Origin of the sequence: Staphylococcus parequorum (assembly GCF_039237145.1) — a bacterium.
Taxonomy (GTDB): Bacteria; Bacillota; Bacilli; order Staphylococcales; family Staphylococcaceae; genus Staphylococcus; species Staphylococcus equorum_A.
Window position 1 is genome coordinate 2363703 of sequence record NZ_CP150682.1, and the last position, 26681, is coordinate 2390383.

Annotated in this window: 19 protein-coding genes and 2 pseudogenes; 7 read left to right on the forward strand and 14 right to left on the reverse strand. The window is 32.6% G+C overall.

Translation table 11 applies throughout. The features are described from left to right. Positions 1–160 precede the first annotated feature (160 nt). Positions 161–580, forward strand: coding sequence for a nuclear transport factor 2 family protein (locus AAA453_RS11595; RefSeq protein WP_427705108.1), 420 nt, complete (start codon positions 161–163; stop codon positions 578–580). 213 nt (positions 581–793) lie between these two features. On the opposite strand, the pseudogene AAA453_RS11600 reads toward AAA453_RS11595, so the two are convergent. Both AAA453_RS11600 and AAA453_RS11605 read right to left on the reverse strand, forming a co-directional pair. Next, positions 794–1072 (reverse strand): annotated as a pseudogene (locus AAA453_RS11600) (acyltransferase family protein); the annotation flags it as partial. 397 nt (positions 1073–1469) lie between these two features. Then, a complete protein-coding gene (locus AAA453_RS11605; protein WP_002508116.1) occupies positions 1470–1778 on the reverse strand; it encodes a metal-sulfur cluster assembly factor in 309 nt (102 codons plus the stop codon). 113 nt (positions 1779–1891) lie between these two features. Here AAA453_RS11605 and AAA453_RS11610 point away from each other — a divergent pair, with 113 nt between their 5' ends. Both AAA453_RS11610 and AAA453_RS11615 read left to right on the forward strand, forming a co-directional pair. Beyond that, positions 1892–2734, forward strand: coding sequence for a Cof-type HAD-IIB family hydrolase (locus AAA453_RS11610; RefSeq protein ID WP_427705110.1), 843 nt, complete (start codon positions 1892–1894; stop codon positions 2732–2734). 32 nt (positions 2735–2766) lie between these two features. Continuing rightward, a complete protein-coding gene (locus AAA453_RS11615; protein WP_069833052.1) occupies positions 2767–4089 on the forward strand; it encodes a CoA-disulfide reductase in 1323 nt (440 codons plus the stop codon). 82 nt (positions 4090–4171) lie between these two features. On the opposite strand, the gene AAA453_RS11620 is transcribed toward AAA453_RS11615, so the two are convergent. The 9 genes from AAA453_RS11620 to AAA453_RS11660 all read right to left on the reverse strand — a co-directional run bounded on the left by AAA453_RS11620 (position 4172) and on the right by AAA453_RS11660 (position 17698). Next, positions 4172–4561: a YisL family protein gene (locus AAA453_RS11620; RefSeq protein ID WP_069833051.1), complete on the reverse strand. Its 390-nt coding sequence runs from the start codon at positions 4559–4561 to the stop codon at positions 4172–4174. 240 nt (positions 4562–4801) lie between these two features. Next, positions 4802–5707 (reverse strand): fumarylacetoacetate hydrolase family protein, encoded by a 906-nt coding sequence (locus tag AAA453_RS11625; RefSeq protein ID WP_069833050.1) that lies wholly within the window; start codon positions 5705–5707, stop codon positions 4802–4804. A 113-nt stretch (positions 5708–5820) separates the two neighbouring features. Beyond that, positions 5821–6960 carry a DUF418 domain-containing protein gene (locus AAA453_RS11630; protein ID WP_069833049.1) on the reverse strand — a complete coding sequence of 380 codons (1140 nt, stop codon included), beginning with the start codon at positions 6958–6960 and terminating at the stop codon, positions 5821–5823. 23 nt (positions 6961–6983) lie between these two features. Further along, complete coding sequence (addA, locus tag AAA453_RS11635; protein ID WP_427705113.1) at positions 6984–10640, reverse strand: helicase-exonuclease AddAB subunit AddA; 3657 nt, start codon at positions 10638–10640, stop codon at positions 6984–6986. Next, positions 10637–14104 (reverse strand): helicase-exonuclease AddAB subunit AddB, encoded by a 3468-nt coding sequence (gene addB / locus AAA453_RS11640; protein WP_427705115.1) that lies wholly within the window; start codon positions 14102–14104, stop codon positions 10637–10639. Before addB ends, addA begins: the two co-directional genes overlap by 4 nt. Before the next feature lie 296 nt (positions 14105–14400). Beyond that, positions 14401–14976, reverse strand: a complete 576-nt coding sequence (gene lepB, locus AAA453_RS11645; protein ID WP_069818014.1) for a signal peptidase I — start codon at positions 14974–14976, stop codon at positions 14401–14403. Between the two features lie 18 nt (positions 14977–14994). Continuing rightward, a complete protein-coding gene (lepB, locus tag AAA453_RS11650) occupies positions 14995–15513 on the reverse strand; it encodes a signal peptidase I (protein ID WP_427705118.1) in 519 nt (172 codons plus the stop codon). A 4-nt stretch (positions 15514–15517) separates the two neighbouring features. Beyond that, the gene (locus AAA453_RS11655; RefSeq protein WP_069818012.1) at positions 15518–16093 is read right to left on the reverse strand and encodes a TVP38/TMEM64 family protein; all 576 of its coding nucleotides are present in this window, start codon (positions 16091–16093) and stop codon (positions 15518–15520) included. Between the two features lie 273 nt (positions 16094–16366). Continuing rightward, positions 16367–17698, reverse strand: coding sequence for a glucose-6-phosphate isomerase (locus AAA453_RS11660; protein WP_069833045.1), 1332 nt, complete (start codon positions 17696–17698; stop codon positions 16367–16369). 342 nt (positions 17699–18040) lie between these two features. Between AAA453_RS11660 and AAA453_RS11665 the strand changes: the two genes are divergently transcribed. The 4 genes from AAA453_RS11665 (at position 18041) to AAA453_RS11680 (ending at position 22446) form a co-directional block, all read left to right on the forward strand. Next, positions 18041–19246, forward strand: a complete 1206-nt coding sequence (locus tag AAA453_RS11665; protein WP_427705120.1) for an argininosuccinate synthase — start codon at positions 18041–18043, stop codon at positions 19244–19246. Then, positions 19236–20609 (forward strand): argininosuccinate lyase, encoded by a 1374-nt coding sequence (argH, locus tag AAA453_RS11670; RefSeq protein ID WP_069833043.1) that lies wholly within the window; start codon positions 19236–19238, stop codon positions 20607–20609. The genes AAA453_RS11665 and argH overlap by 11 nt, the downstream gene beginning before the upstream one ends. Before the next feature lie 335 nt (positions 20610–20944). Beyond that, entirely contained in the window at positions 20945–21934 is a 990-nt protein-coding gene (locus AAA453_RS11675; RefSeq protein ID WP_427705122.1) for a glycerophosphodiester phosphodiesterase, read from the forward strand. Positions 21935–22065: 131 nt separating this feature from the next. Then, positions 22066–22446: a YbaN family protein gene (locus AAA453_RS11680; protein WP_069818007.1), complete on the forward strand. Its 381-nt coding sequence runs from the start codon at positions 22066–22068 to the stop codon at positions 22444–22446. 509 nt (positions 22447–22955) lie between these two features. On the opposite strand, the gene AAA453_RS11685 is transcribed toward AAA453_RS11680, so the two are convergent. From AAA453_RS11685 to AAA453_RS11695, 3 genes and pseudogenes are all read right to left on the reverse strand, one after another. Beyond that, a complete protein-coding gene (locus AAA453_RS11685; RefSeq protein ID WP_427705125.1) occupies positions 22956–23498 on the reverse strand; it encodes a GNAT family N-acetyltransferase in 543 nt (180 codons plus the stop codon). Positions 23499–23604: 106 nt separating this feature from the next. Beyond that, positions 23605–24807, reverse strand: coding sequence for an MFS transporter (locus AAA453_RS11690; protein ID WP_069833040.1), 1203 nt, complete (start codon positions 24805–24807; stop codon positions 23605–23607). 602 nt (positions 24808–25409) lie between these two features. Then, positions 25410–26653, reverse strand: a pseudogene (locus tag AAA453_RS11695) (Glu/Leu/Phe/Val family dehydrogenase). Positions 26654–26681: the final 28 nt, after the last annotated feature.

Below are 26681 nucleotides of genomic sequence, written 5' to 3' on the forward strand. Positions count from 1 at the left end.
TTATTTTATTCTTTTATAAGTCAGTGTATATCAGTGTTTTGCCCATTTTCTACTACGCTTAAACACTGTTTTTATACTTTTAAATGACATTGTAAAAATTGGATTAAAATATATACTCTGCTAGACTGCTTGTAACTTTACAATAAAGGATGTGTCCAAAATGACCGAAGAAATGAAAACGCCTGTGCCACCTTTCAATGCGCAGACCGCCTTACAAAAAGTGAAAATGGCAGAAACTGCATGGAATACTAGAAATCCAGAACAAGTGTGCTTAGCATATACAGAAGACTCAGTTTGGAGAAATCGTAGTGAATTTTTCGAAGGTCGTGAGCAAATAAAAGCATTTCTTTATAGAAAATGGGATAAAGAACTAGATTATAAATTAATGAAAGCATTGTGGTGCTATACTGACAATCGTATATCTGTTAGATTTGAATACGAATGGCGAGATGCAAGTACAAATCAGTGGATGCGTACACATGGTAATGAACATTGGAAATTTAATGCCAATGGCCTCATGACAAGACGTGATATGAGTGCGAATGACTACCCTATTCATAAAGAAGATAAAAAATATTAAAGAATAAAGGTGCAATTAATCATATTGCTACTTTACGACCACTCTTGACTAGTAAATACAGCAATAGACAAAGACTACAGTTTGAAGCTATTGCCTTGGAAAACATGCATAAAAATGTCGACAAAGCATAAGAATTTGTTGATATTCTGAACGTCCTCAAAAATTGGGGGCGTTTTTATATACTTTTAATCACAAACTTTCACATATTACTTTCTACATTATGCATAATTTTTTAGATAGTATATGTTTTAATATTTCATCAGTCATAGCTTCAATACCTGACTTTTCTAAATGAATACCATTTGGTGCAAAGTATTCAGAGTGACCCTCAAAACGTTTGTACCAATCGATGAGCGTGACATTATCATGCTTTTCAGCTGCATTATTCATCGACACATTAACGTGTCTCTCATACTTTCTTAGTACACGCGTGTTTTTCAAATAAACTTTAGCGCTACTAAAATTACCAATTAATTCATCTAATTGTTCTTCAGATGGTATGGTATGTACTAAATTTTTCTCAATTTTTACTGTATTAAAAGTTGTTTTTTATTAGAATCTGTATTTTTACCTCAATGTTCAAAGGTTCCTACAAAAACGAATAGCGTTGGAATCAAAATAATAATCAATATTACAGTTCTAATAAATATACCCTTGTTAAGCTTATTTAACGTAAATATTTTGAAACCATTCTTTCTAAACGGTGTCTTAATATAACGATAAGATAATTCTGCGTAGCAACCTATTACCACAACACTTTTAATGAATTGAACAATATAAAAATAAATACCTTAAATTGCTCAAAGTTTTCAAACAAAAAAACTAGCCTAAGTGAAAGTACATTTAAAAACGTACTTACTAGACTAGTTTTCATTCTAAATATTAAAGCTTAGCTTACACCTAAAGCAATTTTAGCGTAACGAGACATCTTATCTTTGCCCCATGGTGGACTCCAAACGATATTAATCTCTGTATCCTTAACTTCCGGAACTTCAGCTAATACTTCTTTCACTTGATTCATAATCTGCGGCCCCATTGGACAACCCATAGAAGTCAGTGTCATATCTACTGTGCATAAGCCTTCATCATCAACATTCACATTATATATTAAGCCTAAGTTCACAATATCAATTCCTAACTCAGGGTCAATTACCATTTCTAAAGCACCTAATATGCTATCTTTTAAATCTTCCTCCATAAATTTCACCTCTTCGTATTTAATCTTATTAACAATATATCAAATATCTTACAAAACGCCAATAAAATGCTATGATATTCATACATCAATTATCAAAGATTAAGGAGATTTACATGAAACCTTATTTAATTTGTCTAGATTTAGACGGAACACTTTTGAACGATGAAAAAGTGATCACACCATATACCAAAGAAGTACTAACAACTTTACAAAATCAAGGTCACAAATTAATGATTGCTACTGGTCGACCTTACAGAGCAAGCCAAATTTATTATCATGAACTTAATATGAATACACCTGTCGTTAACTTTAATGGCGCATTTGTACATCATCCAAAAGATGATCAATTTGAAACAATGCATGAAAGATTAGATTTTGATTTAGCTCGAAATATTATTCAATCTTTAAATGATTTTGGCGTTACTAATATTATTGCAGAAGTGAAAGATTATGTATTTCTTAATAGCTATGATCAAAAATTATTCGATGGTTTTTCCATGGGTACGCCAAAAATTGAAACAGGCGATTTACTTACTTGTTTAAATGAATCACCGACTTCAATTTTAGTAGAAGCAGAAGAATTTATGATCCCTAGAGTTAAACAAATGCTTACACGATTCTATGCAGAAAATATTGAACACCGTAGATGGGGTTCACCTTTCCCAGTTATAGAAATTGTAAAACAAGGTATCAACAAAGCACGCGGTATTGATTATGTTAAAACACATTTAGACATTGATAGAAATCATATTATCGCATTCGGCGATGAAGATAATGATTTAGAAATGATTAAATACGCAAAACATGGTATCGCAATGGAAAATGGCTTGGATGAGTTAAAACATATTGCAAATGAAATCACGCATTCAAATAATAATGATGGTATTGGTCGTTACTTAAATGATTACTTCCAATTAAACATTCCGTATGAAGTAACTGTAAAATCTTATATTTAATATGAGATTTACTCACTAGGAGGCAATTTATTATGAATAAAATCGTAGTCGTTGGTGCTGTTGCTGGTGGTGCGACCGTTGCCAGCCAAATAAGAAGATTGGATCAAGAAAGTGAAATCGTGGTCTTCGAAAAAGATCGTGATATGAGTTTTGCGAACTGTGCATTGCCCTATTATTTAGGAAATGTCGTAGCATCAAGAGATCAAATATTAGAAGCAACACCAGAATCATTTTACGATGCTAAACAAATTGTAGTGAAACCTTATCATGAAGTAACCTCAATCAATGATACTTCACAAACCATAACTGTTTACGATTACGTACAAGATAAAACCTTTGAAGAACGATATGACACATTAATTCTAAGCCCTGGTTGTAGCGCTAATACGTTAAACTTAAACAGCGATATGACATTCACTTTAAGAAATATGGAAGATACAGATGCAATTGAATCCTTTATAGAAGCAAACCAAGTAAAAAAAGCACTCGTAATCGGCGCTGGCTATATTGGTTTAGAAATTCTAGATAATTTATATGAAAGAGGTATCGCACCTACATTAGTCCATCGTTCAACACATCTCAATAAATTAATGGACGAAGACATGAATCAGCCAATTATCGATGAAATTGAGAAAAGACATATAGACTATCGTTTAAATGAACAAGTGTCCAAAGTCATTGGTAATGAAGTACACTTTGAGTCAGGTAAAGTCGAAGATTACGACCTTATAATAGAAGGTATCGGAGTCAAACCAAATTCAGCATTTATTGAGTCATCCAATGTCATTCTTGATGACAAAGGCTATGTGCCAGTGAATGATCAGTTTCAAACTAACATTCCTAACATCTATGCTTTAGGCGATATTATCACTTCACATTATCGCCATGTAGATTTAAATGCACATATCCCGTTAGCTTGGGGTGCTCATCGTGGTGCAAGTATCATTGCAGAACAATTAGCCGGTGACCCATCTATACAATTTAAAGGCTATTTAGGTTCAAATATTGTGAAATTTTTCGATTATACATTTGCAAGTGTCGGTGTATCTCCACAAGAACTTTCGAACTTCGACTATGGAACTGTTGAAGCCAAACAAGGAGAACATGCCGGTTATTATCCAGGTAATTCAAAGTTACATTTACGCATTCATTTTGACAAAACGAACCGACGTATTTTACGTGCGGCTGCTGTTGGAAAGAAAGGTGCAGACAAACGTATAGATGTGCTCTCTATGGCAATGATGCATAAATTAACTATAGACGAACTAACAGAATTTGAAGTTGCTTATGCCCCGCCCTATAGTAGACCTAAAGATATCATTAATATGATTGGTTACAAAGCGCGTAATAAATAGCACTAATGATTCAAACTAAAAAGGGATCTTCCAAAATTGGAAGATCCCTTTTTAATTGAACTTGATTTATGTTTTAAATTTTTTATAAACCAAATAGTTGCGTAATTGGTCCCCATGGCAAGATAACACCTAAAAGCATAGTAATTAAAATAACAATAATCGTTGTCCACAATAAACTATGACTTGATTGACCTTTTTTACGTTTTGCAAGTGACACTTCCATGAGTGCAACTACTGCTACGCCACCAATCATTTTCAATGTAAGTAACATATGCCCACCAGCGTTACCAGATGAAAATGCTTGAATCCACGTCCAAAAACCTGAAATTAAAACTAATACCATAAACACTCTTAAGAGCATATGAATCGGTTTAAAGTAAGGTGATGCGCCTTGTTTTACTGAAAAATTAAAATAAGCAGCAAAGAACAAGATTATTAATAACACCCAACTTGCAATATGCATGTGTAACATAATATATAACCCCCACACAATTTTTACTTCAATAATATGTAAAACAGAAGTATGTTGCACCTTTTAATTAGTAAAATAAAAGGTGCCTTTCTTAATCATACTCAAAATAAGTATATTTTTCAAAAAAGAAATTCTGCACTACTTATTTTATTTGAATATGCCCATTATTGCAATGTTAATTCTATTTTTCGCATATTAAAACCGGGCATCACATACGTTAGCCCGGTTAATATATATCGTTTATTTTTCTGCGATAAAATTAGTCAGTGTACCAATGTTATCAATTGTAACTTTAACTTCATCACCTGGTTGTAAAAATTGCGGAGGATTCATTCCTGCGCCTACGCCAGCAGGTGTGCCAGTTGCAATAATGTCACCTGGATGTAAAGCAACATATTTAGAAATTTCTTCAATTAATTCATCTATTTTAAGAATCATTGCACTCGTATTACCATCTTGACGAATATCATTGTTTACTTTTGTAACAATATTTACGTCTTCAGGTGTAGGTAATTCATCTTTAGTTACGATGTAAGGTCCAACTGGGCATCCGCCAGTTAAACTTTTAGATAAGAATGCTTGATCTTGTGCATCTTGAGCTTTACGGTCTGTAATATCATTAATAATTGTATAACCGTAAATGTAATCTAATGCTAAGCCTTTTGGTATTTTTTCACCAGATTTTCCAATAACAATACCTAATTCCCCTTCATAATCTAATTGATCTGTAATATCTTTATGATTAGGAATTGTACTATTATCTCCAGTTAATGAAGAAGCGGCTTTAGTAAATACGTACAAGCGTTGAACTTGGTGATTTAATTCGTTAGCATGATCTTGATAATTACGTCCAAAGGCAATGACATTATTAGTTGGTGTTACTGGTGGTAAAAATTCAATGTCAGCAAATTGTACTTTATAATCTTCGCCTTTACCACTATCCTCTGCAGCAACAACTGCTTTACGAACTTCTTCTTGAAAATCTACGACTTGGTTTTGTTGAAGGCCGTCTAATAACGTTTTAGGATGGAATGTGCCCTCAGAAAAATCTGCAAAAACTTTTTGTAAGTCCCACGCAGCTTCTTCACGTTTTACTTTCACACCATATGATGTCTGTCCTTCATGTCTGAATGATAGGAATTTCATTCAATATCAGCTCCTCATCTATATCTTATTACATATTATAACTATATTTACTACTAAATAACAAATAAATAACTAGAATTTTCAAAATTCTATTGTTTTGTCTCTAATGTGTCTTATTTTAAGTAAGTAATTTTTCGCCATAACCACTCGATGGGTCCATATTTAAAGAATTTCAAATAATAATAACAAGCTAAAAGTTGCAAACTATATACCACTACTACAATAATATAAGATTGATAGAGCGGTAACTTGTTGTATAAACTTAAGCCTACGTCATAATAAATGAATGTGAAAATGATACTTTGTGATATATAAACTGATAAACTGAGTTTTCCAGGATATTTAAAAATGTCTAGTACTTTCGCAGTTTTGGCATATTGACATAAACGAACAAAGATCAAAATGTATCCCATCGCAAGAATCGGACCGCCAACCATTGAACTTATGATTGAAAATGTATTGTTTGCATAATCTAAAGCAAATGGAAGTTTAATAAAATAACCGATAATAAATAAAGTACTGCCCCAAGTCATGGCACTGCGTGGGTTGTTTTGAATCTTAGTTATTAAACTTAATTTTTGTGCGGCAATACCTATAAGTATGTAAGGTAAAAGATCAAGATATGCAGCTCTTGTAACAATATCTATAACACTATATTTACTTTCCAATCCATTAACTTGTAAGAATTCAAAGTAATGACCGTTTTGTTTGATATCAACCAATTGTGCGAGTGACTTACCTGAATAATTACTCGCTTCATGTCGTCCTTTATTCCAGTACGCTAAAGAAATTGGAATCACCAATATGACAATTTTCATTATAAATAAACCAACAGCTGATTTAATTAAAGTCTTAGGTTTCAATTTGATAAATAACACTGCAATCATACCGGTAAAACCATAACCAAATAAAATATCTCCATTAAATAAAAAATAGCCATGTAGTACACCAAAAATAATTAAAACTACTAATCTTCGATATATAAAAGGATAATAAGACATCCCTCTACGTTTACTATTTTCATACATAATGGCTAATCCATATCCAAATAACATTGTAAATATTGGATAAAATGAACTGATAACGAAAAGTGTAACAACGCGGAATAGCCATTCATCGGCGCCGTGCAATACTCCAGGTAGATATGTTTCCTCATAAGGAAAACTAAAAACTAAAATATTCATTAATATGATGCCAAACAAACTAAAACCACGTAATGCATCTAATTCAAATAATCTGCGTTGCGGTGACACAATATAGCACCTCTTTTGGAAATTTAAGTATCAATTGTAAGTTGACCAAATTTAAAGAAATATAAATATCCTTTAACTTCGGTTTTTAATATTGTTTCTAGTGTGGTGCGGTAATATTCCATCTGTATCTTATAACGCTGTCTTAATTGAGCACCAATTTCTTCATCTGACATATTTCGACGTCTATTAAATGCGTCTGTCTTATAATCTACAAAATAATATTGATTATCTTTTAAAAATATAAGGTCTATCATACCTTGAATGATTGAAGCATCTTCGTCAACTGTTTTTAAATGATCCACATTGGATTGATTCACAACGAATGGTAATTCACGATATATTTCATCACTGGATGCAATGGTTGCATAGAGTTTACTATCAATAAAAGTGTAGATATCCTCATAGCGAATATCGTCTTTCGCATCTTCCGGTATGATATGTTTTTCAATCATGTGATCAATATGTGCATGTAATTCACTTTGTGATAGGCCGTCGCGTTTAAATGGTAGATGTTGCATCACTGTATGCATCAGTGTACCAACTTCATTTGCTTTCCTTTTAGAGCTATGACTTAAAAAGCCAGGTCTTTCATAAGACGATGTTCCTATACGATATTGTCTCACTCTATCATAATTTGTATCTGCTTGTTCCGTGTCTAATTGACGTTTTAATTCAGATACGGACTGCTTCGAAGGTTTATCGATAGCATCTTGATACGGATACGTATAGCTCAGCTGTTGATGAATTTGTGATTTAATTGCTTCATCATTCGTATTCATTGTCTCAATATCTTCTATCGTGCGACGTTCACTTTCTTCTACTACCGCTTCTGATGCAATATCTTGATAAAAATCTGTATTCAATTGAACATAGGGTTTCATCGTTGCATCGATGTCACCAATTGAGCGTTCAAAACGCAATTCAATCGGTAAAGCAGACGACTGATGTTTTGACAATATTGGGTAAATCATATCAATCGGTCTTTGCGCAGTTAGTCGATAACTTACAGGCAAATGGGTATCCGACACAGAAACTTGTTCAAACTGAGTTAATTCCTTCTCATCCTTAACACGTCCAATTAAAAATAATTGTTCTTTTGCACGTGTGAGCGCAACGTATATGAGTCTCATTTCTTCAGAGACCATTTCTTTTTCTGCAATGGCTTTATACGTAACGGATGATAGCGAAGGGTATGATAAGTTACTTTCCACATCGTAATAAGTCATTCCTAAACCATAAGTTTGATTTAAGATCACTGGTCTATGTAAATCATCTCTTCTGAACTTACGAGATAACCCAGAATATATTACAAATGGAAATTCTAACCCTTTACTACTATGAATCGTCATCATTCTAACCACATCATCATTTGGACCAATAACGTTTTCTTCTCCAAAATCTTTACCACGTTCTATTAATTCATCTATAAAACGTATAAATTGATATAAACCACGGAAACTGGAATTCTCAAATTCTACTGCTTTATTAAATAACCCATATAAATTGGCGCGACGCCCTTTGCCTCCAACAATTCCACTAAAATATTGAATCACATAATGATCATTATAAAACTTATCAATCAGCTGATAAACTGGATGACTTTGGCTATAATGTTGATACATCTCTATATCTTTTAGAAACGCATTTAATTTTTTTACCAATTTTTTATTTGCAACATCATTTGCCATATAATTTTTAATTGATTGATAAAAATAATCATCATTAGGACTAAATACGCGAATATTTGATAATTCATCTTCAGTGAATTGATAAATCACAGAACGCATTAATCCTACTAAATAGATATCTTGTAATGGATTATCAACTGTTCTTAAAAATGATAATATCAACCGTATTTCTACTTGTTCAAAATACCCTTCCTTACTATTCACATGGAACGGTATATTGTGGTCTTTAAACGCCTGTTGAATCTTACGCGCCTGGCCATATGAACGTTCAAGTATCACGATGTCTTTATAGCTTGGTTTACGATATTGCTCTAATTTCATATCATATATTTCATGTTTAGCCATTATTTTTTCAACTTGCTGAACGATATACTCAGCTTCTTGTTCTGCACCGTTTAAATCAGACTCAGCATCTTCTACCAACATATTCATCTGAACATCATGAGGCTTATCATCGTAAGGGGCGCCATAATACAATTGTGCCGCATCGTCATATACAATTTCCCCTACTGCTTGATCCATCATATGTTTGAATAAATAATTAGTCGTTGTCAGTACTTCTTCTCTTGAACGGAAGTTTTGTGATAAATCAATTCTCATACCATTTTCTAAGCCATCTAATGAAAAACGATTATATTTTCCTATAAATAAACTTGGATCTGCCTGTCTAAATTTATAGATAGACTGTTTCACGTCACCGACCATGAATAAGTTGCCATCTGATTCATTACCTCGTTTAATACACGATAATATTTTCTCTTGAACTCTGTTCGTATCTTGATATTCGTCAACAAGAATTTCTTCAAATTGTTGGCGGTACATGTCCGCAATTTCTGAAGGCGTACCGTCATTATTCATTAATACACGCAACGCAAAATGTTCATAATCAGAAAAATCCAAGAGATTTCTACTTCTTTTTTTCGAATTAAATTGCTTTATTACATCTGCTGTCACTTGTGTTAGATATGATACTCTCGGTGCTAAGCGTTGCATATCATGTTTCAATTCTTCAGCTTCACGTGAAAAATAATCTTCCTGAACTTTTGAGACCAATGCTTTATATTGATCATAGTGTTTTTTACCATCATCATATGCATCAAGCATCATCTCATTCGCTTCTTTAATCTTCTTGTTCTTAGCTGGAAAACGCGCTTCAAATTGGTGTTCAGCAATGACTTGCGTATTCAATTGACCGCCTTCCATCGCTTGATTTAAAAATTGTCGTTCCTTCTCTAATACAGCTACTTGTTTATCTACTTCTTCTAGCATCATGAATAAATCATAACTTTTATTCAACGCTTCTAATGCTGAATTCATAAAAATCATTGCTAAATCATTCAGTAATTGTAGTAAATCATCTTGTTGCTCCGCATCATAATAAGGGGTAGCTAAATTTTGCAACCAAGTTATGGGATTTGGATTCGCCACGCTAAAATAAAACATTTGTTTAATCGTATTTCGTAGTTGATCATCATTTCGATCAGATGATAACTGTTCTGTTAAATCTACGAAACTTGGATCTAACACATCATAATGACTTTCCAATACTTCATCAATCGTCTGTTCAAGCAGTAAAATATTTTCCGCTTCACTGCTTGTTCTAAAGTTAGGATCAATATCCAAAACATCGTAATGATGTTGTATTAATTTCAAACAAAAACTATGGAGTGTAGAAATTTGTGCTTGATGAATTTTGATACGCTGATTTTTCAAATGTGCATTATCAGGTGATGCTATGGATGCTTCTTGAATACGTTGATCTACACGATGTTTCATTTCACGTGCACTTGCGTTTGTAAAAGTCACTACAAGTAAGCGATCAACATCTATTTCATCTTTGATAATTCGCTGAATAATACGCTCAACTAAAACAGCTGTTTTTCCTGATCCTGCAGCCGCAGCTACAAGTACATCTTGTCCTTTGGCATAAATACTTTTCCATTGGTTATCAGTCCATCTTGTATCAGCTGGCTTTGCTGAGATTTGACTCATAATTCATCTTCCTCGCTTTCTAACTCGACATTTTGCACTGCTTCTAACGGATTAATCGACTCATCTACAGTACGATAACGTTTGCTATCAATCGCACCATCTACATGACATACAGATTTATAATTACAAAATTCACAAGGCAACGTTTGATTATATTTCATCGGTGCAACTTCTGTATGGCCATCCATAATACTGGATGCAGTTTCAATAAAGTTCTTTTTATTATGCTTTATTAATTTATAAATTGTTTCTTCATCAGCAACTTTACTGTTACTTTTAATTCCTCCGTCTTTTTTCAATCCAAGTGGTACAATATCAGAATTATAACTTGGTTCTAATCTTGTATCAAAAGCGTCTAATACAGAGTCATCACTATTTAATAACCCACTTAATTTAAATGAATTTATAAACTCTGTATCTCGTTTATCTTCGTTTAATTGGTTCCACGCCAATTTAATACGCGGTTCATGTACATGAAAATATAAAAGCCCTCCTGGTTTAGTCATCTCTGTTAAACCTAGACGTGATTTATTTTGTAACACGATATCCATATACGTCATCATCTGCATTTGCATACCATAATAAACTTTAGTTAAATCCAGTGTTCCACCATATTTTGAAGACTTATAATCAATAATATTCACAAAACTTTGGTTACCATGCTGATATGTATCAATACGGTCAATTTGTCCACGAATGTTGATTGGAACACCTTGTGTTGTCTTCAATGGCTCAGCTAACAATTCACTATTATCACGTGGCTTTCTTCTAAACCCTGCTTCAAAACGTTGTGGCGTGAATTTTGTATGACTGCCTTGATATTTGAGCGCAGTCAATGTTGTCTCAACTATAGCACCGATACGTTGTGATAAATAACGGTAGTAAGCCGTTGAATTCAACAAGTTAAATTGAACTTCAGGTAGTATTTCAGATAAAGCCTCTACTGTTAATTTATGAATTTGCTTCGTGTTTAAGTTTTTAAAATCACCATTCACTTTTTCTGAAATGAATTTCAACACTTGATGGAAAATATCGCCTAATTCAAAATTTTCAAGTTTGTATTTTGTACGTTCGTTAAGTCGTAAGCCATGTGATGCGAAATGTTTAAATGGACAGGCCTGATACCCTTCAAATCTGGATACACTTGCATTAATCGTCTTACCATATAAATCTGTAGACAATGATTCACTTAATTGTACTGTTTCATTATCATACGTTAATGCCGACAATAAATAACTCAAACCATCGTTTAAGTTATCATCGTCTCTCATCACTTGATATGTGTCTAACCATGTGTCAGCGACAATTTCATCATCTAACCATGCTTTTAATGATTCAAATAATGCAATTTTAGTTTGATGTGGATGTTCCATTAATGACAATGGGTTAGCTTGGTGTTGATGATGAATATTTTCAATGTCTAAATTTGTGTATAACTGTTGAATTTGATTTAAAAATGGGCTCGGTTCTTTTTCATCTCCACTTGTGCTCATCAAAGAATAAGAAAATGTTACAGCTGCACGGCTTCTTGTCATAGCAATGTAGCACACAAATGCTTCATCCATTTGTAATATATCTGCCGTTGGACTCAATTCTATCGTTGACTGTTCTTGGAAGTATTTCTTTTCATCGTCTGTAATCAAACTCGATGATGAAACGGTTTGTGGCATGACCCCATCATTTACACCGACAAGGTATACATGCACTTTGTTATCAACTTTAGCTAAATCCATTGTCCCTATGCTCACTTGATCAATCGTTTGTGGTATCATCACAAATTCTAATTGCTCTAATCCAATATCAAACAATTCTAAAAAACGTGTCTGAGTCATAGTCTGTTCGCCAAAAACAGTAACTAAATCGTCCAATGTTTGAATAAAACCATTCCATATCTGGTCAATTTCTTCTGCTTTTTTATGTTCACCCTCAACATCTAATGTGTCTCGCTCTGTCATCAATTGACTTGGTAAATCAAATGCTTCTATCGCTTCATAAAAAGCTGTCGCAAATTCAATTGCAGTTGTAGCAGTATTCATTTTTTCTTCAAACATCATCACTTTATCAATAACATCTGTTTTCATTTGAATTACACGTTCAAACGTTTCACGTTCTTCATCAGTTAATGGTTGGCGTTTTAAGCCCATTTTCCTAAATTGTTCAACATGGAAGTATTTTTCATCAATCCAACGTTTGCCATAGATACCCCGTTCAAGTACAAAGTTTTCTAAAATATCAATAAGATAATGACTATCTTTAAACTTTTTAGATAGTATATTTGTCTTAAATAGACGCATGAGTGGATCAAAATTCCAATTCGTTTGTATAACTTCAATGAGTGAGCGTATCATTTCCATAATAGGGTGATGCGTCATAGATTCTTTAATGTCTATATTGTATGGAATATCGTATTGCGGCAAAATCGATTCCATTAAATATGCATAAGATTCATCTCTATATAAAATTGCGATATCTTGAAAACGTCGACCTTGTTCGCGGTTTTCTCTCAATATACGACGCGCTACTTCATTAATTTCTTCACGCATTACAGAGGCCTCTAGAATTTCAATATTACCTTGTACCTGGATTGGCTCGAATTGCAATGCATTAAAGTTATGCTCTAAATGTGTTAAATCATTATTGTTAAAACGCTTTGTTTCGTTAAAATGTTTAGTATTCACCTTAATATTTAAGTCATTAGCGATGTCTTCAATATGCGTTAAAGATTCAGATGGTTTTCTAAATAAACTAAACGTATCTTTGTCTCCATCTGTAGTTAACACCACGGTAACCTTTTTCGCATAACTTACTAAGCTTCGAATAATTTGATATTCTAACGTCGAAAAGTTATGAAAACCATCGATATATATTTCAGCTCGCTTCAACCACTCAGATTGATCCATCATCGTTATAAAGCGTTGAAGAGAATCCTCAGTTGATACATATTCACCATTTATTCTATCTTCTAAATGTTTATAAATGAGCGCAATGTCCTGCAATTTATGTTTCGTGCGTGTTTGTAAGTGATTTGCAGCTATATATTCCTCTAATTGTTCTGGAGAAACTGCATATTTTTTAAAATCTTGTATTTGTTCATAAAGTTTTTCACTAAAACCATAGTATTTAACTTGAGAGCGATAAAGTTTCAACTCTGTTTGATGTTGTTGGATGATATCATAAATCATCATCTCTGTACCTGCTTTTGATAACTGTTGTTCCATCAAGCCACCGACTTCTTGAAACACGCGGTAACTCAAACGTTCAAAGTGTAGCACTTCTGTTCTAAGACTACCACTTAGTTCAGGATCGTTTACAAATGCTTGTTCGAGTTGAAAAGTATTTTGCGTAGGAGCAATTAATACAATGGGATCACCTAGTGGATCTTGTTTCATTTTACTTTTAATTTCTTCAATGATTTCATGTGACTTCCCTGTTCCTGCTCTTCCAATATAAGCATTTAATTCCATGGCAAACTTCCACTCCTTTGATTCACATTTTAACATAGAAAAGCTTGTACATTGTGAATCTTTCACCTGATTTCTCCAACTCTGTTAAGTATGTGAACCAGTTGTTTATAAAAACAAAATGAACCTTCATATGTATTTTCAAATTCCCTAATCATCTCTGATTTAAATTACCACTACACCGATGAATGAAACTTATTTAATGTCATAGATTTTTATATAAAAAAAGTGCTAATCCATTAAATTAACAGATTAGCACTTTTTTATTATATTAGGTATCTATGCCTTAAATTCGGTTATTATTTATTTTGATCTGTATCAGGATCAAAACCAAATTTCATTTCATTAAGTGGCCAGAAACTAAATGATACTTTACCAACGACTTGATCTTCATCTATTAAACCAAATGAACGGCTATCTTTACTTACTTCACGATTATCACCGAGCACAAGTAGCTTGTCTTCAGGAATTTTATTTTTTCCATCTACTTGGTTTAAATCTTTTGTTTCAAAGCTACCTGTAATATATTCATATTGTTTATTTTTTTTGTTTGAATCTAAATATGGTTCTTCTACTTCTTTACCATTTACAAACAATTTATCTTTTTTATATTCAACGTTATCGCCTGAAGTACCGATAACGCGTTTAACATAGTCGCTTTCTTTATTTGCATGAAAGACAATGACGTTACCATTTTTTATATCGCCAAATTTATAACCAAACAAATTGACCATGACACGTTCGCCGTCTTTTAGCGTAGGATCCATGGAATCACCTTTAACAGTATATGGTTTTGCCACAAAATTTACAATTAGTAATACTAACGCTACTGCAACGACAATCGACACAATCCATTCCAATATCTCTTTTTTCAATTTTTACACCTCGTCTATTTAATTAAAGTTCACTGTGAATTTTTCAAATGGAAAATATCTCAAACTCACATTTCCAATAATATCTTCTTTCTGTATAAATCCAGTCGTTCTAGAATCTTGTTTATTTTCACGATTATCATTGAGTACAAAATAAGCATTCGGGGGAATGATATCTCCTTCAGATTGCTTAATATTTCTAAGTGATAAATCATTTATACTACTGCTCGCATAAGGCTCATCAACTGTCCTGTCATCTCTATATAACGTCCCGTTCTTATACGCAATAGATTGCCCAGGTTTGCCGATAATTCTACTAAATTGAATTTCATCGCCTTCACGATACATTATAATATCATTATTATCTAATAAGTTAAATGTAGTTTTAATCTTATTTACAATAATTCGATCATCTTGTTTAAGGTTTGGTGCCATCTTATCATCCTTTATGACAGCACCTGTAATTACAAACGCTTGTATCAATAGTACAATAATAATCGCAAATATTATGGAAATCAAATGTTTTAATATAAATCGCACGCTGTCACTCCTCTGAAGAATGCATAAAATGTTTCTCTATTTTTCGTCCTACAAACCATACTATTAAAATGACGATGATGATAGTTATCAATCTTATAGGACTTGTGAATAAGGTTGTAATATCATTCCCCAACCAACCTACAAGCCCAATCATAACGAATTTTGAAGCTATAAGAACGGTCAAATAGGCATGTGCTTTAATATGCGATAAACTTGCGACAATATTGACTAGTGCACTTGGTGTAAATGGAAAACACATTAAAATAAAAATTGGAAGGACACCTTTTCTATCAATGAAATGTATCAATCTCTGAACAGATGTACGTTGTTGTATTTTCTTCATATAACGTGTATGCGTAAGCCTTCTAAAAAATAGGAACACAATATAACTACCAGCTACTGTGCCTATCCAAGCCAATAAAGTTCCGATGATAAAACCGTAAGCATTCACGTTAACAATGACAAATACAATGATTGGCAAAATAGGAATAAAGGCTTCAATAAATGGCAGTAAAAAACCTACAATATATCCTAAGTTTCCGAATAAATCAAACCAATATTGTACTTGTTCTTCTGTCATCTAACCCATCTCCATCATTTCTATTGATTATAATTATAAGTGTAACATCCTGTTTTTAAAACTATAAAGTACTAGATTTAATATAAATCAGTCTCAAGAACGAAAAAAGCATCATGTCAGAGACTTATAGTATTGATGACCATGATATGCTTGAAAAATTATAGCTAATTATTATACATTTTAGCGTTATAAATATAGAAAAGACCCATTCCAAATTTATCTTTGGAATGGGTCTTTCATTAAAGCATCGTTTTAATGCAATAATTTATTGTATTATAAACGTTTTTCTAATTCTGCTTTTTTATCTTCAAATCCAGGTTTACCTAATAAAGCAAACATATTTTGTTTGTATGCTTCAACGCCTGGTTGATTGAATGGATTCACGCCTAATTGGTAACCACTCATTGTACAAGCCAATTCGAAGAAGTATACGATATAACCAAATGTTTCTTCATCTAAACGAGGAATATCAACAACAATATTTGGAACGCCACCATCTGTATGCGCTAATAGTGTACCTTCAAAAGCTTTTGTATTCACTTCATCTATTGTTTTACCTGCTAAGTAATTTAATCCATCTAAATTATCATTATCTTCTTCTATAGTAATGTTTTGTTTTGGATTATTTACTTTTACTACTGTTTCAAATAAGAAACGACGTCCTTCTTGAACATATTGGCCAAGAGAATGTAAATCCGTTGTATAGTTTGCACTTGAAGGGTAAATACCTTTGAAGTCTTTACCTTCAGATTCGCCAAATAATTGTTTCCACCATTCATTGAAATATTGCATTGAAGGGTCGTAGTTGATTAACATTTCAGTGTCATAACCTTTTGCATATAAAACGTTACGGATTGTTGCATATTGATAAGCAATATTGTCTTCTATGTTTTCTGATGACAATTCTTTACGTGCTTTAGCCGCACCTTCCATCATTGCTTTAATATCAATTCCAGCAACCGCAATTGGTAATAAGCCCACTGCAGTTAATACTGAATAACGGCCACCAATATCATCAGGCACAACAAATGTTTCATAGCCTTCGTTTGTAGCTAATTCTTTTAATGCACCTTTTTCTTTATCTGTAGTTGCAAAAATACGTTTTTTCGCTTCATCTTTGCCATATTTATTTTCAAGTAATTGTTTAAACAATCTAAATGCAACTGCTGGTTCAGTTGTTGTACCAGATTTTGAAATTACATTGACTGAGAAATCTTTTCCATCTAAATAATCAATTAACTCTTGTGTATATGTTGAAGATAAATGATTACCTACAAAGACGATTTCTGGATACTCATCACTATTTCTAAATGAAGAAGTTAACATTTCAATAGCTGCACGTGCACCTAAATATGAACCGCCGATGCCAATTACTACAAATACATCTGTATTCTCTTTAACACGTTTAGAAGCTTCTAAAATACGTGAAAACTCTTCTTTATCATAATCAACAGGAAGGTCTATCCAACCTAAGAAATCACTACCAGCGCCTGTTCCTTCATGAATTGTTTTATGAATTGATTTAACGATATCTTTTTGTTGTTGTAGTTCGTGTTCTCCAAAAAATTCTAAAGTTTTACCATAATCTAATTGAATATGAGTCATTTGATATTGCCTCCAGTGTTTTTAGTTTCAATATAATATTACTAAGTTTATTTTGACTATTCAAACAACTAGCCTATAATCAGTCATAAATTATGACAATTTTGCTAATTATCTTTAGCGCTCCAATTTTTTTATTCATTATTATATACATATAGATAAAACCCTTTAATTAATGTTTTTCCAATATTCATAACATAAATGCTTCCTTTTATGAATAAGATCTTCTGAATGTTTTTGCATATTTATGTATAAAAGTGGTTTTATTTTCATTGGACATCTGCTATACTATTCAATATCAAATAAAAAAACAAATTTTAAAAATATCAATTAGAGGTGGAAATTATGAAAGAGAAAATAGTATTAGCATATTCAGGCGGTTTAGATACAAGTGTTGCAGTAAAATGGTTATTAGATAAAGGTTACGACGTTGTAGCTTGTTGTTTAGACGTAGGTGAAGGTAAGGATTTAGACATCGTTCATCAAAAAGCATTAGATATGGGTGCAAGTGAATGTCACATTATTGATGCTACTGAAGAATTCAGTCAAGATTTCGTATCATATGCAATTAAAGGTAATTTAATGTATGAAGGTACTTATCCATTAGTATCTGCATTATCAAGACCACTAATTTCAAAAAAATTAGTAGAAATTGCTAGCAAAACAAATGCAGTTGGTATTGCACATGGTTGTACTGGTAAAGGGAATGACCAAGTTCGTTTTGAAGTAGCAATTAAAGCTTTAGATCCAGAACTAAAAGTATTTGCTCCAGTTAGAGAATGGGCTTGGAGTCGTGAAGAAGAAATAGATTATGCAATTAAACATAATATTCCGGTACCAATTCAACATGATTCTCCTTATTCAATTGACCAAAACCTATGGGGTAGAAGTAACGAATGTGGTATCCTCGAGGATCCATACGCTACACCACCAGAAGATGCATATGACTTAACTAACGCATTAGAAAACACACCTGATGATTCAGATGAAATTGTACTTTCATTTGAGCAAGGTATCCCTACTGCTTTAGACGGTCAATCATATAAATTAAGTGAACTCATTTTATATTTAAATAAATTAGCTGGTAAACATGGTATTGGTAGAATTGACCATGTAGAAAATAGACTTGTAGGTATTAAATCAAGAGAAGTCTATGAAACACCTGCAGCAGAAGTAATTGTAAAAGCGCACAAAGCACTTGAAACAATTACCCTTACAAAAGATGTAGCACATTTCAAACCTGTAATCGAAAAACAATTCTCAGAACAAATTTATAATGGTTTATGGTTCTCTCCATTAACAGATAGCTTAAAAGTATTCGTCGATAGTACGCAACAATATGTTACAGGTGATGTACGTATTAAATTATACAAAGGTAATGCAATCGTTAATGGCAGAAAATCACCACATACACTATATAATGAAAAATTAGCTACTTATACAAAAGAAGACGCGTTTAATCAAGAATCAGCAGTTGGCTTCATCGATATCTTTGGCCTACCTACTAAAGTAAATTCTATGTTACATGGTGGATATAACGATGAGCAGTAAAGCTTGGGGTGGTAGATTTAGTGAACAACCAGAAGCATGGGTCGATGAATTCAATGCTTCTATCCACTTTGACAAAGCATTAATTGAATACGATGTCCAAGGTAGTATTGCCCACGCAACGATGTTAGCCAAACAAGGTATTATTTCTGATTCAGACTGCGAACAAATTATAGATGGTTTAAACGCTATTTTAGCTGATTATGAACAAGGTAATTTAAACTTAGATGTCTCTTTAGAAGATATTCACTTAAATATCGAGCATGAATTAATTAAACGTATCGGTGATGCAGGCGGTAGATTACACACTGGCCGTAGTAGAAATGATCAAGTTGCTACTGATATGCATTTATATACAAAAGAAGAAGTTAACTACTTAATTGAATCCATCACTGCTTTCCAACAAACAATTGTAAAAGTTGCCGAAGCACATGTCGATACCATCATGCCAGGTTATACGCATTTGCAAAGAGCACAACCAATATCGTTTGCACATCATATATTGACGTATTATTGGATGTTAGAAAGAGATAAATCACGTTTCCAAGATAGCTTGAAGCGTATCGATATCTCCCCTCTTGGTGCAGCTGCATTAAGTGGCACGACTTATCCTATTGATCGTCATGAAACGCAAGCTTTATTAAACTTTAGCGCACTTTATGAAAATAGTATGGATGCTGTAAGTGATAGAGATTACATTGTTGAAACGTTACACAACATTTCATTAACTATGGTTCACCTTTCTCGTTTTGCTGAAGAAATCATTTTTTGGTCATCAGCAGAAGCAAATTTCATAACTTTATCTGACGCATTTTCAACTGGTTCTTCCATCATGCCGCAGAAGAAAAATCCTGATATGGCAGAATTAATTAGAGGTAAAGTTGGACGTACGACAGGTAATCTTATGAGCATGCTTATGACACTTAAAGGTTTACCGTTAGCATACAATAAAGATATGCAAGAAGATAAAGAAGGACTCTTTGATGCTGTGCATACACTTAAAGGTTCCCTACGTATCTTCGAAGGCATGATCGATACAATGACGGTGAATGTGGATCACTTACAAGAAACTGTCTACAATGATTTCTCAAATGCAACAGAACTTGCAGATTACTTAGTCAACAAAGGTGTGCCTTTTAGAAATGCACATGAAATCGTTGGTAAAATTGTGCTTTGGTCTATACAACATAACGTTTATTTATTAGACGTTCCGTTAGAAGAATATCAAAACGCACATGCCAGTATCGAAGCGGATATTTATGATTACTTAAAACCTGAAAACTGTGTAAGTCGTAGAATCAGTTATGGTTCAACGGGACAAGAAGCAGTAAAACAACAAATCAATATAATAAAGCAACAACATTAACAAAAAGAACTGGAAATCGTGCTTAAATAAGCGGTTTTCCAGTTCTTTTTTATTACATATTTTTAAGTCGTTATAAACACCGGTGTAGTGCTCTATGACGCAATGACAGTATTACTAGTTAATAACATTCTAATAAGGAGAAACGCTTCTGAGAAACAACTTGTATAAGCTCTACAAGGTACAGTAACATGCTTCTATTTGTAATTTTTTATTATAAATTGTAATTATACGTTAAACATTATTTAGTTTGAATAAATATGTTGTAAATCCTATTCTTATTTCTGATTTTATTTTGTACTATGAGATTACAGTTCAGATTAAGGAGTGACAACATTATGAAACACGTCAGTAAATTTATCATTTCAAGTATTGCGGTAACATCATTATTGAGTCTTGGTGCATCTCCAGACATTCAAGCCAGTGGTAAAGGCAGCCAGATGGAAAATCAGAATGCTTCTCATTCACAACAAAGCCCTCAATCAAACGGTATAAATAATAAGCAGAACGAATTACATAATTTAACAGGTGAAAAATTCACAACAATCGCTCACAGAGGCGCAAGTGGTTATGCACCAGAGCATACACTAGCAGCTTATGATAAGAGCCATAATGCTATAGGCGCATCATATATAGAAATTGATTTACAAATGACTAAAGATGGTCACCTCGTCGCAATGCACGATGAAACTGTTGATAGAACTACAAATGGTACAGGTAGAGTCGATCAATATACACTTGAAGAACTGAAAAAATTAGATGCAGGCAGTAAATTTAATGCGACAAATCCTCAATATGCAAATTCAAATTATGAAGGTGTCCAAGTGCCGACATTAGATGAGATTTTCCAACGCTATGGTTCAGATGCCAATTATTATATTGAAACTAAATCGCCCGATGTTTACCCTGGCATGGAGGAAAAACTTCTAGACACATTAAATAAACACAATTTACTTAATAGTGAATCCCTTGAAAATGGACATGTTATGCTTCAATCCTTTTCACAAGAAAGCTTATTAAAGCTACAAAACCTAAACCCTAATATCCCTCTTGTACGTTTATTAGATAAGGGTGAATTACCTAGTATGACACAACAAGACTTTAATGCGATCAAACAGTATGCAGTTGGTGTAGGTCCCGAACATACAGATTTAACAAAACAAAATGTGCATAACCTCAAAAAAGCAGGTCTTTTAGTGCATCCGTTTACTGTTAATGAAAAAGCAGATATGCAACGACTAAATGATTATGGCGTACATGGCGTCTTTACAAATTATCCTGATTTATATAAGCAAGTAATTAATGAAAATGAAGCACAAGTAAAATAAAACTTTTTATTAACAATAACAAATGCCTATATTAACAACCATAATAAAAACCATCCTGTAAAATGTTATGTTATTTACTATAGTGATGAATTAGTTTATTATTGATAATAGCTATCAATAGGAGTGTTTTTTTGAAATATTTTTTAATTATTATTGGTGTGTTATTTACAGTCATTGGTTTTGCTGGCGTTTTATTACCATTATTACCAACTACACCATTTTTATTAGTTGCAGTACTTTGTTTTTCTAAAAGCTCTGATAAATTTGAAAAATGGTTAGTACAAACAAAAGTTTATGTGAATTATGTTGAAAGTTTTAAAGAAAACAAAGGCTATACTTTGAAGGATAAGTTCAAACTTTTGTTGAGCCTTTATATAGTTATCGGCTTTTCAATTTTCATGATAGACCACCCTTATATAAGATTGGGTTTGTTAATAATGGTAACGTTGCAGACGATAGTTTTATTTACTTTTGTGAAAACATTACCAGCAAATTTTTATGACAAAGAATAATTTGCTGGTAAAAATATCAGTGTTGAAGAAAATATCATTATATAATAACCATCCCATTACTGGATATATGGTTTAACTATTGAATTTATTAAAATCATTTACTTAAAAAGTTAGTTTTTAAATTAACTTTTTAGTGTGTGCCGACGAAGCCTGTGACTTTGTTGGCATTTTTTTGTGTACGCTTTTCCTGTGTAGGACATCCTCAACCTGTGGTATTCGGCTAGTGCTTTATTAACGAGTAAGGAACCTGTACAATAAACTGCCCTTTCTCAAAAGAAAATAAATTAATATATGTACTGTATCAACAAATAGAGATACCCTGAATTTTCAAAAAGAATTAAGTAATAATTTTCATAGATATAGAGTGTTTCGAGGATATAATATCTATAAAAAAACAAATCAAAAGCTTTTCTAGCAATTGATTTGTCTGTTTTTTAAAACATTAGTTTAAAATCTAAGTTTTTTATTTGTGAGCTTCGGTAACTATAATCTTCTGAAAAATTTAGTTTTTAATTGTTATATTCAGATTTAAGCAAGCTAAATACATAACTATCAACGAATTTTCCATTCAATTTTTCATCTTCTCTTAAAATGCCTTCTTGTTTAAACCCTAATTTCCGAGGAATTTTTTGACTTTTAATATTTTTAGTCGCTGTTTGTATTTCAATTCTGTTCAAATTTATTTCATTGAAACAGTAATCAATTAAAAATTTTGTGCATTTTGTCATTATTCCTAAATTTTCGTAATTTTGATCAATATAATAGCCTATAGATGTTTTTTCATTCAACCAATTTATATAATGTAATCCGATGACACCAATCAATTGTTCGTTGTACCAAATGCCACAGTGAAACCCATCATTTTCTATAAACTGATTTAACCCAGATTTTATAAATTGCTTAGTATCTTCACTCGTTTTCGTGAATTTTACAAAGGGAAGCCATTCATTTAGATAGTCTCTTGAATTATCAACTATATTAAAAAGTGCTTGAGTATCTCTTTCTTCTAAAATTTTAAGGCTTAAATTGTCATTAATCTTTGTTTTAAACATAGAATCCCTCCTTTTAAAATCATATAAGTGTGTTTATGTTTTGATATTTTATTTAGGTGTAAAACAAATAATAAATGTATTTTCCTTTTCATTTATTATAGATTACTCAAATATCCTTTCTATTTATAATCAGAATAATCGAAGATATAAATAGTAGTGTTGCAGCTAAGATAAATGTGAATCTCACACCAAATAAGTCGGTCAAATTACCTAAAATCAGAGAGGAAACCCCGAAAATTGCAGTTATTAAAGCGTCTTTTGCTGAGTAAATATTAGGTAAAAGTCTATGAACCACACTCTTCTGTATCAAGGTCTCTTGAGCAACATCCTTAATTTGATTTACCAAACCAAATAATAAGGATAATACTAATGCCATCCACGGAGTTGACGTTAAACCAAACATTAGAGTTGTTAAACTAGCTAAGAAAGCTCCAACTAAAATAACTTTACTGGAAAGTCGATCTACTAAATGTGACCATTTCAAACTTAAAAATCCACCTATCATTAATCCAGAGAAGAAAGTCGCGTTTATATACCCCCACCATTGTTCTCCAGTTTGCAGAGCTTGATCTACATACACGTACATAATTGCAGCTACCCATACCACATTTGCAATAGATTCAAAAAATTCTACAATACTAATAGTACGTAAAGTGGGTGTTTGCCAAATAGTTACCCATCCTTTTTTTAATACTTCCCAATTTGATAGTTTTATTGATTGTTCATCGCTCACTATATTTTTATCAATACTAGGAATTAAAAACATCATAAAAGTTGATGTTACAAACAAGAAAAATGTAAACCAAAGAACGTTTACTCCCCCTATAATAGCAACAAGCATTCCTCCAACTGCCCATCCTCCTAAACGAATTGTTTGATCAAGAATAGCAAGAAAACTATTAGCTTTCACCAGAGCATTTTGTTCGACTAATATTGGAATAAAAGCATTTCTCGCTGGATTTGCCCATCCGTCTAAAAAGGAAATGGTAATTACAAAGAAAAAAATTAAAAAAGATGTGTTAAAAGAAGAAAAAACTTCTATATAACCTATAAGTATAATTGTAGCTATTGTTTTACCCAATTGGGAATAAGCTAAAAGTACCTTCAACCTGACTCGTTCAATAATTAAAGGAGCGACGATGCCACTTACAAACCTTGATGCCGTTATAAAAAAAGGTACAAAAGCCATATAAGTTACAGAGCCTGTTAATTCGTATATTATTGCTATTAAACCCACCATATAAAAAACGTCTCCGCTATTTGCGAGAGATTGACCAATCCATAAAAAACGAAACGATGATTTATTCATCAGATATTACTCCTTGAATTAATTTATTATTTAATTTTTGTTTTAAATTAAAGATAATCTTACATCGGCTCGTCATCCTTTTCTTTATATGGTTTATAAGGTGGAGTTTATTATTTAGCGATTAATATTCTTTTTTACAATAGCATAACTAAAAAAGTTAGACAAGTCTGATAATTCAGAAAATAAATACCATAGCGCTATAAATTAAATCAATATTAATAACAACTATAAGCTTAATATATATTCCATGTGTAACATACAAAAAACTTCAAGGTTTTCACTTTTTAAATGTCTACTTTGAAGAGAATATAAAGTACAATAAGTGATTATTCATTAACCGAAAGATGAGTAAAGTTTCTACTAGTACTCACAGCCTTAGAAAATGGGCAATCGAATATCAAGAAATAGATTATTAAATCATATATACTAACCAAAAAATGTCGACAAACTCATAAGACTCTGTCGACATTTCAAAAGGAAGTTTCTCTTAAAAAATAACTTGTAATAAATAGAAAGTACCCACTATTAAAAATTAATAGTGGGTACTTTTTATTGTATCTAAATCAATAACTATTCAAACCATTTATACTCTATTCTACGTTTTATGCCCAACCACGGTAACGTGCTGCCTCTGCAGTACGTTTAATACCAACGATAAACGCAGCTAAACGCATATCAATTTTTCTATTTTGTGATAATTCATAAATTGTATCAAAAGCAGTTATAAGTTTTTCACGTAATTTAGTGTTTACTTCTTCTTCTGTCCAATAATAACCTTGATTATTTTGTACCCATTCGAAGTATGAAACAGTTACGCCACCAGCACTTGCTAATACATCAGGAACAAGTAGAATGCCACGTTCAGTTAAGATACGTGTTGCTGCGGTGTAGTTGGACCATTAGCAGCCTCAACCACGATATCAGCTTTAATATCTGCTGCATTATCTTCAGTAATTTGATTTGTAATTGCTGCCGGAATCAGCACATCACAATCAAGTTCGAACAATTCTTTATTTGAAATTGTTTCTTCAAATAAATTAGTTACTGTTCCAAAACTATCTCTTCTGTCTAATAGATAGTCAATATCTAAACCTTCTGGATCATGTAATGCACCATAAGCGTCTGAGATACCAACAATTTTCGCACCCATGTCGTACAAGAATTTCGCTAAGAAACTACCTGCGTTACCGAAACCTTGAATTACCATACGTGCACCTTTTAAATCTAGTCCTCTTCTTTGTGCAGCTTGTTCAATAGCAATTACTACACCTAAAGCTGTTGAACGATCACGGCCTTGTGAACCGCCTAAAACAATTGGTTTACCAGTAATGAAACCTGGTGAATTGAATTTGTCTAATGAACTATATTCATCCATCATCCATGCCATAATTTGAGAGTTTGTAAATACGTCTGGTGCTGGAATATCTTTAGTTGGTCCAACGAATTGAGAAATTGAGCGCACATACCCACGAGATAGACGTTCTACTTCATGAATGCTCATTTGTCTTGGATCACAAATGATTCCACCTTTACCTCCGCCGTACGGTAAATCCACTATGCCACATTTCAATGTCATCCACATTGATAGGGCCTTAACTTCTTCTTCATCAACATCTGGATGGAAACGAACTCCACCTTTTGTTGGTCCAACAGCATCATTATGCTGTGCACGATAACCAGTAAATGTTTTAACAGTACCATCATCCATACGGACAGGAATTCGAACTTCAAGGAATCTTAAAGGTTCCTTTACTAAATCATACATACCATCGTCAAATCCCAGTTTATGCAATGCTTCTTTAATAATTTGTTGCGTAGAAGTAACTAAATTATTATTCTCAGTCATGATTCATTTCGCCTCTTTTTCGTAACTA